We start from the raw sequence: 13,925 nt of genomic DNA, 5'->3' as shown, positions 1-13,925 counted from the left end.
TTTAAAAATATTATTTCATTAAGAATGTAAACTTATCGATGTTTTTTAAGGCAATTCCTGTACCACGTACAACTGCTCTTAATGGATCATCTGCTAAGAAAACTGGTAAACCTGTCTTTTTAGAAATACGTTGGTCTAAACCTCTTAACATAGAACCACCACCGGCCATATAAATACCCGTGTTATAAATATCAGCTGCTAATTCAGGTGGAGTTTGAGATAATGTTTCCATCACACCATCCTCAATACGTAAAATGGATTTATCTAACGCACGAGCAATTTCTTTATAGTTTACAGTGATTTCTTTTGGTTTACCCGTGATTAAATCACGACCTTGTACCGGCATGTCATCAGGAGCGTGTTCTAATTCCTCAACGGCAGCACCCACTTCAATTTTCACACGTTCAGCAGTACGTTCACCAATGTATAAATTGTGATGTGTTCTTAAGTAATAAGCTATATCGTTAGTGAAGACATCACCTGCAATTTTTACAGATTTATCACATACAATTCCTCCTAAAGCTACGACAGCAATTTCTGTTGTACCTCCACCGATATCAATAATCATGTTCCCTTTTGGTTGTTGGATATCAATACCAACCCCAATTGCAGCTGCCATTGGTTCGTAAATTAAACGAACATCTTTGGCGTTGACACGAGCACATGAGTCTTTAACAGCACGTTTTTCAACTTCAGTAATACCAGATGGGATACAAATCACCATACGTAAAGATGGTGAAAATAATTTCCCTTGAATTCCTGGGATTTTTTTGATGAATTCTGTTAGCATAAATTCCGATGCTTCGAAATCAGCAATAACCCCATCCTTTAACGGGCGGATGGTTTTGATATCATCGTGAGTTTTACCTTGCATGTGTTTTGCTTGTTCTCCAACAGCAATCACTTTATTTGTTCTTCTATGTATAGCGACAATCGATGGACTATCTACAACGACTTTATTATTATGAATAATTAGCGTGTTCGCAGTTCCTAAATCGATTGCAATTTCTTGCGTGAAAAAATCGAATAATCCCATTTTTTAGATAATATTCTGGTATTTATTTAACGAATTACAAAAGTATGATAAATTTAGTCATTTATAATACTTCTAAATGGATTTATTTCGGTATAAATCCTGCGCTAAAGTAAAAAGTTTTCAACAAAAAAAAATGGTTAAAATAATTTTAACCATTTTTTAAGTTTTTAATAGATTTTTATATCGAAGGGTAAACGTGCCTGAACTCCTTTTTGTTCATTCATTAATTTTAGGTTTTCATAAACCTTAGCAGCATCAGTACCAAGTTCTTCCTTGATTTTAGATGTAATAGAATTTCCTTGTAATTTCTCCATCAATTCTTCAAAACTATCTTTTCTTTTTGGGAAAGCTTCGGAAGAATAATTTTCTAATTTCGCCAATTTCGCTGCATAGGAAATGGCATCTTTTAAATTTCCGAATTCATCAACTAATCCGATTTTTTGTGCACTTAAACCAGACCAAACACGTCCCCCTCCAACAGCATTCACTTGATCGAATGTCATTTTACGGTTACGCGCTACGTGATTCACAAATTTTTCATACACCAAGACGACTGATTTATTCATTAATCGATTGGTATCATCCGATAAAGGATTGAATATCGACTTTAATTGGTCGGCATTGGCATTGGTCTTTACACCGTCTGTTGTAATTCCAATATTATTCACTAATGTTTTCGCGTTTGGAATCATTCCGAAAACGCCAATAGAACCTGTAATGGTATTTGGTTGTGCAAATATACGATCAGAATCTTGTGCAATATAATATCCACCAGAAGCAGCTACATCACCAAAAGAAACAACAATTGGCATTTTCTTTTTAAGACGGCTTAGTTCAAATAAAATTTCTTCTGATGCATTTGCACTTCCGCCTGGTGAATTTACACGTAATACTAATGCTTTAATGTTTTTATTTTTCGAAATTTCTCGAATTGCTTTAACATAGGTTTTCGATTGAATTCCATCAAATCCATCTCCTTCAGTGATGGCACCCGAAGCATACAATACAGCAACTTTATCTGAAGCATTTGTTTCAGCAAATGAAGTGTAGTAATCTTCTACTGAAACAAGATGTTTAGCTAATATTTCATCAGTGGTTTTACTTTTACTTTCTTTTAATTTTAGACGATTAAAAATAAGTTCATCATATTCGGCTTCGTGAATAATTTTATCATATAACTTATGTTTCAAACCTGATTCAGGAATATAAGAATATAAACTGTCTGTAATGGTTTGAAAAGTAATAGGATCTATTTTACGAGATTTAGAAATATCATTTGAGATATTATTCCATAGATCTCCTAATAAAGCATTCAACTGAATTTTATTTTCTTCAGATAAGTCAGTTCTAAAATAGGGTTCAACCGCACTCTTAAAATCACCGTATCGTATCACTTGGAAATCGACACCATATTTGTCACCGGCGTTTTTATAGAACATGACATCAGAACTCATCCCTTGTAATAAAATTCCTCCCAAAGGATTTTGATAAACTGAATCAGCAACTGAACTTATATAATAGGAAATTTGAGTGGCATTGTTTGAATACGCATAGATGAATTTTCCAGATTTTTTAAAATCTAATAACGCGTTTCTGATGTCATTTGCTTGAGTTAACCCCCCATTAAATGCTTCAATTTTTAAACTGATTCCTTTAATTTTATCGTCCGTTTTTGCATGTTCAATAGAAGCCAAAATATTTTCTAAATAGAAATCTTCAGATTCTTCAAATGAAAATAGTGAAACTTCATTATCCATACTACTCTCTTTAATTGGACGATCAAAGGTTAATTCAAGAACCGCTTCCTTTTGAATAGAAGGTGATGTTGTGCCTAAAGTAGACAAGATAAGTAATGCAATCAATAAAAATGCAAAAATACTAAGGGTAACCATGTTTCCCACAATTGTGGATAATACTCGACCTAAAAAACTTTTCATTTATAAAATTTAATCTAATTTTGTTATATGTCGTTATATAATACTGTTTTGTTACTTGGAACTAATCTAGGTGACAAAAAAAATAATTTAGAAGTAGCTAAATCCCTTATTACACAGCAGGTAGGAGAGATTGTTAAAGTTTCAAATATTTTAGAAAATGAAGCCGATGGATTTACTTCGGATGAATTATTTTTAAATCAGAAACTTTTAGTTACAACTAAATTAAGTCCTATACAATTGCTAAAGGTAATAAAAACTATCGAAAAAAATATGGGTCGAACATACACTCAACCTCGTGATGGAGAGAAATACGTCGATCGAATTATTGATATTGATATTTTGCGATATAATAATATTACTTTTTTAAGTGAGTCGTTAACAGTACCTCATCATCAATTGGTTACAAGAGCTTTTATAAAAGAATTATACTTTAATTAAGATTTTGTTAGAATATTTTATTATTTTTGTAAAATAATTCCAATTAATTTATTGTGTAAATAACATTAAAAACCTATGAAAAAATATTTATTGACTTTTTCATTGTTGAGTATATTTACTGGTTCCGTTTTTGGTCAAACAGAACAGAAAAGACACTTTACAAATGAAGACAGAAAATTCAACGATTGGTCTGTTTCGATCTATGGAGGTGGAAATCTATTACAAAACTCTGACCTTACTTCTTGGTCAGGAGGATGGTTCACACCAGGATATGATTTACAATTTCAAGTAAATAAACAAATTTCACACGCTTTTGGACTTTCGTTACAATATCAATATGGTAACACAAGACAGAAAGCTTTAGTGGATGATATGTATATTTCTAAATATAGAGGATATGTTTGGGGAAAAACTGAATATAACGGAATTTCATTATTAGGAGATTTAAATGTTTCTAATTTATGGCGCCGAGTAGATAATACTTCTCAATTTAGATGGTCTTTACACGCCTATGCAGGGGTTGGAATTTTAGGTTACAAAGCAGAAAGAAATTTTTATAACGGTAGTGGAACTAACTACATTACAGTTACTGACCAAAAATTATCTGATAAATCTGTTTATTCTCAAGTAGGTTTAGGATTACGTCACAAAGTATCTAATCGCATTGATTTAGAATTAAAATCAATGTATATCATGACAGGTGATGAAGAATTCGATGGATCAGGAAAATCATGGCCAGGATACTGGACGGCTGCTGATACTGAAGAAGGCCGTGATGATAATATGTTAACGCTTTCATTAGGTTTACACGTTAAAATTGGTAAACATCCAGAAGCTTTACAATGGTATCCACCAGCAGGAGGAGCAGGTATCGCTGGATTATCTGATAATACATTATTTGAATGTGTGGATGCAGATGGTGATGGAGTATGTGATCAATGGGATAGATGTTTAGACACACCAGCTGGTGTTCGTGTGGATGGATCAGGATGTTCATTAGATTCAGATGGAGATGGTGTTCCAGATTCAGAAGATAAATGTCCTACTATTCCAGGACCTCCAACAAATGGTGGTTGTCCAGAGAAGTTGGTTCAAATTTCTGGTGATGAAGTGGCTTTATTAGTAACTTCAGCTTTAGAAGGAGTAGAATTTGATTACGATTCAGATCGTATTCGTGAAGCTTCTTACGGAAAATTAAATAATGCTGCTGAAGTGTTAAAAGCAAATCCATCATACAAATTCTATGTTGAAGGACATACGGATGCTGCAGGTGGAGTAGAGTATAACCAAAAATTATCAGAAAGACGTGCTGCTTCAGTAATTCGTTACTTAGCGAATAAAGGTGTAGATACATCGAACTTAACTCCAGTAGGAAAAGGAAAATCGGAATTAAAACACGTAGAGTGTAATCCAGTTTCTAATTGTCCAGCTTGGAAAAACTTAGAAAACAGACGAGTGATTTTTAAAGAAATTAAATAATCTCGTTTTATAATAAATCAAAAAGCCTGAAGATTTCTTCAGGCTTTTTTTATGTTTAAAATTTTTAGCGTTTTAGGAAGAATTATTATTTCATAAATCCTTCATACCATTTCCATAAAATTATTCCTGTACAAACAGAAACATTTAGTGAATGTTTAGTCCCTGATTGTGGAATTTCAATACAAGTATTACACTGATCAATGATTGATTGTTGTACACCATCCACTTCATTTCCCATTACAATAGCATATTTTTGTGTAGTATCGACTTCAAATTCATTTAGTAAAACAGAACCCTCAGTTTGTTCAATAGTTACGATTTGATAACCATCTTGTTTTAATTGAGCAATTAATTCATTCGAATCTTTTACATATTCCCAATCGACAGAATTCTCTGCGCCAATTGCAGTTTTATGGATTTCTTTATGTGGAGGAGTTGCTGTAATTCCACACAAGTAGATTTTATCAATCAAGAATGCATCCGAAGTTCTAAATACGGCACCTACATTATGCATACTTCTTACGTTATCTAAAACTACCACGATCGGATGTTTTTCAATCGCTTTATATTCGTCAGCCGATACACGACCCAATTCATCTAATTTAAGTTTTCTCATCACTTCGAATTTATTTAACTTAGCCTTTCTAAAAGCATAATAATTGACAAAAGTAGTAAAGAATAAGGAAACTCCTCTAATGAAACAATATAACGCCATCAAGGCAAAATATCCTGATGCATTATTGTTGTTTAGAGTGGGAGATTTTTATGAGACATTTGGACAAGATGCAGTCAAATCTTCACAAATTTTAGATATTGTTTTAACGAAGCGTGCGAATGGTTCAGATAATAATGAATTGGCTGGATTTCCACACCATTCATTAAATACCTATTTACCAAAATTGGTTAAAGCAGGACTTCGTGTGGCGATTTGTGATCAATTAGAAGATCCTAAAATGGTGAAAGGGATTGTAAAGCGAGGAGTGACAGAATTAGTTACCCCAGGAGTAGCTTTACAAGATGAGGTGCTTTCATCGAAATCAAATAACTTTTTGATGGCTGTTCATCAAGGTGATAAAGCGTATGGAATTGCTTTACTTGATGTTTCAACAGGTGAATTTTTAACCGCTGAAGGACAAGAAGAGCAAGTGGCTAAAATTATTCAATCCTTCCGTCCAAGTGAAGTAATTTATCAAAAACGTGTCAAGTATAATTTTTCAGAAGTTCAAAGCAAGTTCTTGTTGGATGATTGGGCTTTCCAATACGATTATGCGGTTGATAAATTAACGGCTTTATTCAAAACGAAAAACTTAAAAGGATTTGGTATAGAGAATCTAAAGGATGGTATTATTGCTGCGGGGGCAATTTTAGCTTATCTGGATGAAACTCACCATTTCGATATTCAACACATTACATCAATTCAGCGTTTGAATCAAGATCATTACGTATGGATGGATCCTTTCACCATTCGTAACTTAGAATTGGTTTATTCTCCTCATCCTAAAGGTGTAACTTTATTGAATATTTTAGACGATACATGTACACCAATGGGAGCTCGACTTTTGAACCGTTGGATGGTCATGGTCTTAAAAGATTTAAAAGCGATTCATAATCGTCAAAATATTGTAGATTACTTTTATAAAAATTCTGACGTTCGATATGATTTGCGCGAACAATTAAGTCAGTTAACGGATTTAGAACGTTTAGCAGGTAAAGTATCAACCGGTAAAATTACACCACGTCAATTGTTACAATTGGGGCAAAGTTTACAAATCGCTCGTTCAATAAAATCAATTGCTTCAAAATCTAGTATCAAAGAGGTTTCGGACTTATTTGCGAAAATTGAAGATTTAGAACCATTAAATCAAAAAATATTTGATACACTTTCAGATGAACCTCCTCACCAAATTGTAAAAGGAAATGTAATTCGAGAAGGTGTATCCGAAGAATTAGATCAACTACGTAAAATCCAATTTTCAGGAAAAGATTTCCTGGATCAAATGTGTCAACGTGAAACGGAACGTACTGGAATTTCATCTTTAAAAATTGCCTTTAATAATGTGTTTGGATATTACATCGAAGTGCGTAATACACACAAAGATAAAGTACCTTCAGATTGGATTCGTAAGCAAACGTTAGTGAATGCTGAACGTTACATTACAGAAGAATTAAAAGAATACGAAACGCAAATCTTAGGAGCTGAAGAGAAAATTTTAGCAATAGAAAATCAGTTGTTTATTGATTTAATCCAAGAAATTATTACCAAGCTGATGCCTATTCAACAAACGGCTAAAGCAATTGCATATTTGGATGTTTTATCAAATTTTGCTGAAATAGCGGAGAAAAATTCATACATCAAACCTGAAATAACTGATGGTTATGATTTGAAGATAACAGAAGGACGCCATCCAGTGATAGAACAGCAATTACCTTTAGGGGAACAATATGTTTCGAATAATGTATTATTAAATCCAATCGATCAACAAATTATAATGATCACGGGACCAAATATGTCAGGTAAATCTGCATTATTACGTCAAACAGCTTTAATTGTATTAATGGCTCAGATGGGGTGTTTTGTCCCTGCAACAGCTGCTGAAATCGGAATTATCGATAAAGTTTTTACACGTGTAGGAGCTTCAGATAACATATCTTCGGGAGAATCAACTTTTATGGTTGAAATGAATGAAACAGCGAGTATTCTCAATAATATTTCGGAACGAAGTTTGATTTTACTTGATGAAATTGGACGCGGTACTTCTACTTATGATGGGATTTCGATTGCATGGGCAATTGCAGAGTTTTTACATCAAAGTAATATGAAACCAAAAACATTGTTTGCAACCCATTATCATGAGTTGAATGAGATGTCGAAATCGATGGAACGTATTAAGAATTTTAATGTGAGTATCAAAGAAACAAAAGATACGATTTTATTCTTACGAAAATTAGTTCCTGGGGGTAGCGAACATAGTTTTGGGATCCATGTTGCCAAAATGGCTGGTATGCCCAAACATGTGGTAACAAGAGCCAACGAAGTATTAAAAATTTTAGAACAAACCAAATCAGACGATCAATTGGGAAATAAAACGGAAAAATTGACGGAAGAAAATATGCAATTAAGCTTTTTTCAGTTGGATGATCCCATTTTAGAATCGATTCGCGAAGAAATTATGAATACTGATATTAATACTTTAACACCGGTTGAAGCATTAATGAAATTGAATGAAATAAAAAAGAAATTAGGTAAATAGAACTATGAAAAAATTACTATTAGCAGTTGGTATGATCGGATTGATATCTGCTTGTACAACAAATGCAGTAACAGGTAGAAAAGGAATTAATGTGGTTTCCAACAGCCAAATTTTCCCTCAATCTTTTGCGCAATATCAAGAAGTTTTAAAATCAGCTCAAGTTGAAACAGGAACAGCTAATGCTAAATTAGTTCAAACTGTTGGTGAACGTATCAAATATGCAGCTGAGAAATACTATGCTGAAAAAGGATTATCAGCTCAATTAGATGGTTATCAATGGGAATTTAAATTATTAAAAGCCGATGAAGTGAATGCTTGGTGTATGCCAGGTGGAAAAGTGGCTGTATATACAGGTATTTTACCAATTACGAAAACAACTGATGGTTTAGCTGTTGTAATGGGGCACGAAATTGGTCATGCATTAGCAAATCACTCAGCAGAACAAATGTCTCGTCAATATGGTATGAGTGTATTAGGCTCTGTAGTTGGTTCTGCAGCTGGAAATACATCTTGGGGATCTGCTTTTGAACAATATTATCCCGTTGTTGGTCAAGTAGGATTATTATCTTATTCACGTAAAATGGAATTAGATGCAGATTTAACAGGATTATATTTAATGGCGATGGCAGGGTATAACCCAAATGAGGCAATTCCATTCTGGGAAAGAATGTCTGCAGCAGGAAATGGAGGAACAGTTGAATTCTTGAGTACTCACCCTTCGGATGCTACACGTATTGCAAAAATTAAAGAAGCTTTACCTACGGCTATGGCTTATTATAATGCAAGTCCATATAAAGGAAAATAAGAATAGTTTTTATTCATAATGAAATATTTAAAAAGGATTAATTTGATAAATTAATCCTTTTTTTTATTTTTAATAAAACCACAAAATATAAAAATAAATGTTAGATGTAAGAATTAACTCATTTTCTGAGTATAAAAAAGCATACCGAGAAAGTGTAGAAAATCCAGAAGCTTTTTGGGACAATATTGCCGAACAATTTGTTTGGAGTAAGAAATGGAATAAAACATTATCGTATGATTTTTCTAAACCTGAATTCAAATGGTTCGAAGGAGGACAATTAAATATTACAGAAAATGTATTGGATCGTCATTTAGAAAAAGATGGGAATAAAACAGCCATTATTTGGGAACCCAACAATCCTTTGGAAGAATCACGAATCATAACGTATCGTCAACTGCATGCAAAAGTTTGTCGTTTTGCCAATGTGTTAAAAAATAATGGGATAAAAAAAGGAGATCGTGTATGTATCTATATGCCGATGATTCCAGAATTAGCCATTGCCATGTTAGCTTGTGCACGAATTGGTGCAGTACATTCGATCGTGTTTGCCGGGTTTTCTTCTTCTGCAATTGCTTCGCGTATTAACGATGCGCAATGCAAATTAATCGTTACAGCCAATGAAGTTTATCGCGGGGAAAAACCGATCAACTTAAAAGGAATTGTAGATGAAGCTTTGAAAGATTGTCCGTCGATACAAACATGTATCGTTTATCGTCGTGCACTAGAACCTACTTTAATGGTAGGAGGGCGTGATAAATTTTGGATGGACGAAATGGCAAAAGCTAATGTAGATTGTCCTGCAGAACAAATGGATGCCGAAGATCCTTTATTTATTTTATATACCTCAGGCTCTACAGGTAAACCTAAAGGTATGGTACATACTTGTGGTGGATATATGGTGGGTTCAGCCTATACTTTCGATAATGTATTTCAGATGGATGCCAATGATATCTATTGGTGTACAGCAGATATTGGTTGGATTACAGGACATAGCTATATCATTTACGGACCATTATTATGTGGCGTTACAACGGTTATGTTTGAAGGTATACCAAGTTATCCTGATTTTGGGCGTTTTTGGGAAATTGTTGAAAAACTAAAAGTGACTCATTTTTATACGGCACCTACTGCTATTCGATCTTTAGCAAAAGAATCATTAGAATTTGTAGAAAAGCATGATTTGTCTAGTTTAAAAGTGTTAGGTTCGGTAGGAGAGCCTATCAATCAAGAAGCATGGCATTGGTATAATGATTATATCGGTAAAGGCAATTGTCCAATTGTTGATACCTGGTGGCAAACAGAAACTGGTGCAATTATGATTTCACCTTTAGCAGGGATTACGTCAACACGTCCAACTTTTGCTACTTTACCTTTGCCAGGAATTCAGTTGATGTTGATGGATGAAAATGGGAATGTAATTGAAACAAGTACTGAAAAAGCGGAAGGACGATTAGCAATAAAATTTCCTTGGCCATCGATGGCTCGAACAGTATACGGTGATCACCAACGATATAAAGAAACCTATTTTTCAACATTCGAAAACGCTTATTTTACAGGGGATGGAGCATACCGTGATGCTATGGGGTATTATCGCATTACTGGGCGTGTAGATGATGTTGTTATTGTATCTGGACATAACTTAGGAACAGCTCCAATCGAAAATGCCATCAACGAGCATGACGCAGTTGTAGAAAGTGCGGTCGTAGGATTTCCACATGATATCAAAGGAAATGCTTTATATGCTTACGTGATTTTATATGATGAATTTGAGCCATCTGAACAATTAATTAAAGAGATTAAAGATGAGGTGGCTCAATCAATCGGTGCAATTGCAAAACCCGATAAAATACAGTTTGTAAAGGGCTTACCAAAAACCAGAAGTGGTAAAATTATGCGACGTATCTTAAGAAAGATTGCTTCAGGTGAATCAGATTTTGGAGATACTTCGACATTATTAAATCCAGAAATTGTTGAGGATATTAAAAATAATGCACTTTAATATAGGATAAAAAGAGTTGATTCATGAATCAACTCTTTTTTTATGTTTTATAAGCAGAATTAATTTAAATCATACCCAAATTTGCTTCATAATGCTTGTATTTCGTTTATAATGCCTAATTTATAGTCGTTATTCACAACGATTTTCTTATTTTTGTAGACTTTTTTAAACGGTATGATTAATATTTCTCCAATTTTAGAAACATATTTAGATAACCACGCGAATCAAGAACCAGAAATTTTATCACGCTTACGTGTTGAAACTTATCAATGTACAACACAACCGCACATGATTTCGGGCGAATATCAAGGTCGTTTATTAAGTTTAATCTCTAAAATTTTATTTCCGAAAACCATTCTTGAGTTAGGAACATTTACAGGATACGCTACGCTTTGTTTAGCAGAAGGTCTTGTTGATGGAGGTAAAATTATCACAATGGATAAAAATGATGAATTAGAATATTTATGCCGTAAATATTTTGATGAATCTGATTATGCAGATCAAATTGATTTTCGAGTAAATGATGCCCGTGAAGAATTAAATACCATTGAAGAAAATTCAGTAGATTTAGCTTTTGTTGATGCTGATAAAGAATCATATCCGTATTATTTTGAAAAAGTTTTAACCTTATTACGTCCGGGTGGAGTGATGTTAGTAGATAATGTCCTTTGGTATGGAAAAGTAATGATGGTGGAAGAAGATAAGAAAGATCCTTCGACTAAAATTCTTAAAGAATTTAATGATATGGTAACTGCTGATCCACGCGTGGAATCAATTATTTTACCTATTAGGGATGGTATCACTTTAATTCGAAAAAAATGAAGCATGCCATCTGTCAAGTAAGTGTTTCTCCATTACGATCAGAAGCACGTGATTCCTCTGAAATGGTTTCTCAAGTTCTTTTTGGAGAGAAAGTAGAAATTTTAGAAGAATTAGAAAAATGGTCAAAAATTCGGTTAACTTTCGATGGGTATGAAGGTTGGGTAGATCCAAAACAATTTTTGATTGTATCGGAAGAAGAATTTAATCAACCATCGGATGAGAAATTTGCAATCAATGCTTATAATCAAGCTTCAGAAAATGGGTTACCATTTACATTGACTTTAGGAGCTGAATTACGTGCCTTAAAAGATAATAAAATCACAATTGCAAATAAATGTTTTGAATACTATGGGGTTTATACCTCTGGTTTAAAAACGAAAGAACGTTTAGTAGAATTAGCAAAATTATACCTCAATGTTCCTTACTTATGGGGTGGAAAATCTACATTTGGAATCGATTGTTCTGGTTTAACGCAACAAGTTTATAAAATAGGAGGTTATCAATTGCCACGTGATGCTTATCAACAAGCGGAGTTGGGTGAAGTATTAAGTTTTGTAGAAGAAGCAGAACCAGGAGATTTAGCTTTTTTTGATAATGCTGATGGTAAAATAATTCACGTCGGTATTATTTTGGGGGATTATAAAATTATCCATGCACATGGAAAAGTTCGAATTGATCCTTTTGACTCGAACGGAATTTTTAATACTGATTCCCAAAAGTATTCTCATAAATTGCGATTTATCAAAAAAATTATATAAAAAAACACTTCAAAAGAAGTGTTTTTTTTATGGAATAAGATGTATGATTTTTTCTCCTTGAAAGGATTTTACTTCGTCAATTAGAAGTTCATCTACAATATCTGTTGATGTAGTATAACGAATTCCTATTCCACAATCATTTGTAGAATTATTCCAATAATTCAACCAAATAGTTTTTGAACTTTTAGCTTCAATTGTTCCAACTTCTGTATTTTGGCAACCTGTAAGAAAAATATTTTCTATGGTTTCATCGGAATTATTATCGATGATAATTTTTGAAGAATTAATCATTGCTATACCTATTACTGTGAATAACGTAATGGCAAATAACGAAACAAAATGCCAAACTAATGGATTAGATTTTTCTTTCGGATTATGATTCTGACGATTTGCAGCAATTAATCCACTAATCATGATGGTTACTACAATTAACGCTACTCCTAATCCAAAAAATAACCCTCCTATGGCATAAGTCATATTATAGGTGAAAAACAATGCAGCAAGAAAAATAATTCCACTAATAATTGTTCCAATTGCAATTTTTTTTGCAATACGAACATTGTTATTGTACATGTACATCATGACGATTTAAGATATGATTTATAAATTGTTTTGATTTGTTTAAGGTAAATTCAGCTTGTTCTTTATGGGGATTATGTCCACAATCTTTTATCAAATAATCAATAACCAATGAAGTCACATTGGATTTGATTTTATTCACTTGTTCTATTGTACCAAATTCATCATTTTCACCTTGAAATATTAATAGGGGAGAGGTGATTTGTTGAATATCTTTTTCAATGTTCCAATGGCGATATGATGGATCTAACCACGTTTCCATCCACATTCGAAACAACATTTCCGTTTTATCTCCATGATATTTAGCAACGCGTTCAGCAAGGTTTGTTGTTTCTAAAGCTTTTTTCGCTTCACGAATTCCTTGTAAGGTTTCTTCTTCAACAAAAACATGAACGCCTTCTACAATCGTAGCGAGTACATGATGTGGATATTTTGCAGCATACCAAAGCGAAATGGTAGCTCCATCGCTGTGTCCAAAAAGGATGATATGATTTAGCTGAAGTTGAGAAACAATTAGATGCAAGGTTTCAGCACCCATTTCCAGATAATTAGTAGGACGTTTTTGGATTTGAAAGGGTGATGATTCTCCATGACCTTCACGATCATAAATCACGGCATTGCATTGACATGCTTCAGCTAATTTTAATGGAAAATCTCGCCATAGTTTTACGGATCCTAACGAATCATGCAAAAAAATAAGGGTGGGACGATGGGGGGCTGTTTGGTAGTGTTGAATATGATATTGAAGACCATTCACTTCAATTAATTTCGTTTCTAACATCTCTTGTGAATTTGAAACGAATATAAAAAAAGACGTTCAA

12 protein-coding genes are annotated in these 13,925 nt (G+C 33.4%); 7 read left to right on the top strand and 5 right to left on the bottom strand.

Features of this window, described 5'->3' with window-relative positions; translation table 11 throughout:
• Positions 1-10: 10 nt before the first annotated feature.
• Together AC1QSP_RS06550 and sppA are read right to left on the bottom strand one after the other, a co-directional pair.
• The gene (locus AC1QSP_RS06550) at positions 11-1,036 is read right to left on the bottom strand and encodes a rod shape-determining protein (RefSeq protein WP_177708569.1); all 1,026 of its coding nucleotides are present in this window, start codon (positions 1,034-1,036) and stop codon (positions 11-13) included.
• A 167-nt stretch (positions 1,037-1,203) separates the two neighbouring features.
• On the bottom strand, positions 1,204-2,973 hold the full coding sequence (gene sppA, locus AC1QSP_RS06545; protein WP_484080308.1) for a signal peptide peptidase SppA: 1,770 nt from the start codon (positions 2,971-2,973) through the stop codon (positions 1,204-1,206).
• Positions 2,974-3,000: 27 nt separating this feature from the next.
• On the opposite strand from sppA, the gene folK reads away from it, so the two are divergent.
• Both folK and AC1QSP_RS06535 read left to right on the top strand, forming a co-directional pair.
• Positions 3,001-3,411 carry a 2-amino-4-hydroxy-6-hydroxymethyldihydropteridine diphosphokinase gene (gene folK, locus AC1QSP_RS06540; RefSeq protein ID WP_484080307.1) on the top strand — a complete coding sequence of 137 codons (411 nt, stop codon included), beginning with the start codon at positions 3,001-3,003 and terminating at the stop codon, positions 3,409-3,411.
• Between the two features lie 75 nt (positions 3,412-3,486).
• A complete protein-coding gene (locus AC1QSP_RS06535; protein WP_484080306.1) occupies positions 3,487-4,890 on the top strand; it encodes an OmpA family protein in 1,404 nt (467 codons plus the stop codon).
• A gap of 85 nt (positions 4,891-4,975) precedes the next feature.
• Here AC1QSP_RS06535 and AC1QSP_RS06530 read toward each other — a convergent pair whose 3' ends face one another.
• Positions 4,976-5,506 carry an RNA methyltransferase gene (locus AC1QSP_RS06530; RefSeq protein ID WP_484080305.1) on the bottom strand — a complete coding sequence of 177 codons (531 nt, stop codon included), beginning with the start codon at positions 5,504-5,506 and terminating at the stop codon, positions 4,976-4,978.
• A 79-nt stretch (positions 5,507-5,585) separates the two neighbouring features.
• Between AC1QSP_RS06530 and mutS the strand changes: the two genes are divergently transcribed.
• The 5 genes from mutS to AC1QSP_RS06505 all read left to right on the top strand — a co-directional run bounded on the left by mutS (position 5,586) and on the right by AC1QSP_RS06505 (position 12,525).
• Positions 5,586-8,141 carry a DNA mismatch repair protein MutS gene (gene mutS / locus AC1QSP_RS06525; protein ID WP_484080304.1) on the top strand — a complete coding sequence of 852 codons (2,556 nt, stop codon included), beginning with the start codon at positions 5,586-5,588 and terminating at the stop codon, positions 8,139-8,141.
• A gap of 4 nt (positions 8,142-8,145) precedes the next feature.
• The gene (locus AC1QSP_RS06520; protein ID WP_322969105.1) at positions 8,146-8,946 is read left to right on the top strand and encodes a M48 family metallopeptidase; all 801 of its coding nucleotides are present in this window, start codon (positions 8,146-8,148) and stop codon (positions 8,944-8,946) included.
• 97 nt (positions 8,947-9,043) lie between these two features.
• The gene (gene acs / locus AC1QSP_RS06515) at positions 9,044-10,945 is read left to right on the top strand and encodes an acetate--CoA ligase (protein ID WP_484080303.1); all 1,902 of its coding nucleotides are present in this window, start codon (positions 9,044-9,046) and stop codon (positions 10,943-10,945) included.
• A gap of 174 nt (positions 10,946-11,119) precedes the next feature.
• Positions 11,120-11,767: an O-methyltransferase gene (locus tag AC1QSP_RS06510; RefSeq protein ID WP_484080302.1), complete on the top strand. Its 648-nt coding sequence runs from the start codon at positions 11,120-11,122 to the stop codon at positions 11,765-11,767.
• Positions 11,764-12,525: a C40 family peptidase gene (locus AC1QSP_RS06505; RefSeq protein WP_484080301.1), complete on the top strand. Its 762-nt coding sequence runs from the start codon at positions 11,764-11,766 to the stop codon at positions 12,523-12,525. Before AC1QSP_RS06510 ends, AC1QSP_RS06505 begins: the two co-directional genes overlap by 4 nt.
• A gap of 27 nt (positions 12,526-12,552) precedes the next feature.
• Here AC1QSP_RS06505 and AC1QSP_RS06500 read toward each other — a convergent pair whose 3' ends face one another.
• Both AC1QSP_RS06500 and AC1QSP_RS06495 read right to left on the bottom strand, forming a co-directional pair.
• Positions 12,553-13,098, bottom strand: coding sequence for a hypothetical protein (locus tag AC1QSP_RS06500; RefSeq protein WP_484080300.1), 546 nt, complete (start codon positions 13,096-13,098; stop codon positions 12,553-12,555).
• Positions 13,088-13,885: an alpha/beta fold hydrolase gene (locus AC1QSP_RS06495; RefSeq protein WP_484080299.1), complete on the bottom strand. Its 798-nt coding sequence runs from the start codon at positions 13,883-13,885 to the stop codon at positions 13,088-13,090. The genes AC1QSP_RS06500 and AC1QSP_RS06495 overlap by 11 nt, the downstream gene beginning before the upstream one ends.
• Between the last annotated feature and the right edge of the window lie 40 nt (positions 13,886-13,925).

This window comes from Faecalibacter sp., assembly GCF_057177045.1.
The sequence above is the reverse complement of the archived record's forward strand: the minus strand, read 5'-3'. Positions and strand labels throughout refer to the sequence as shown.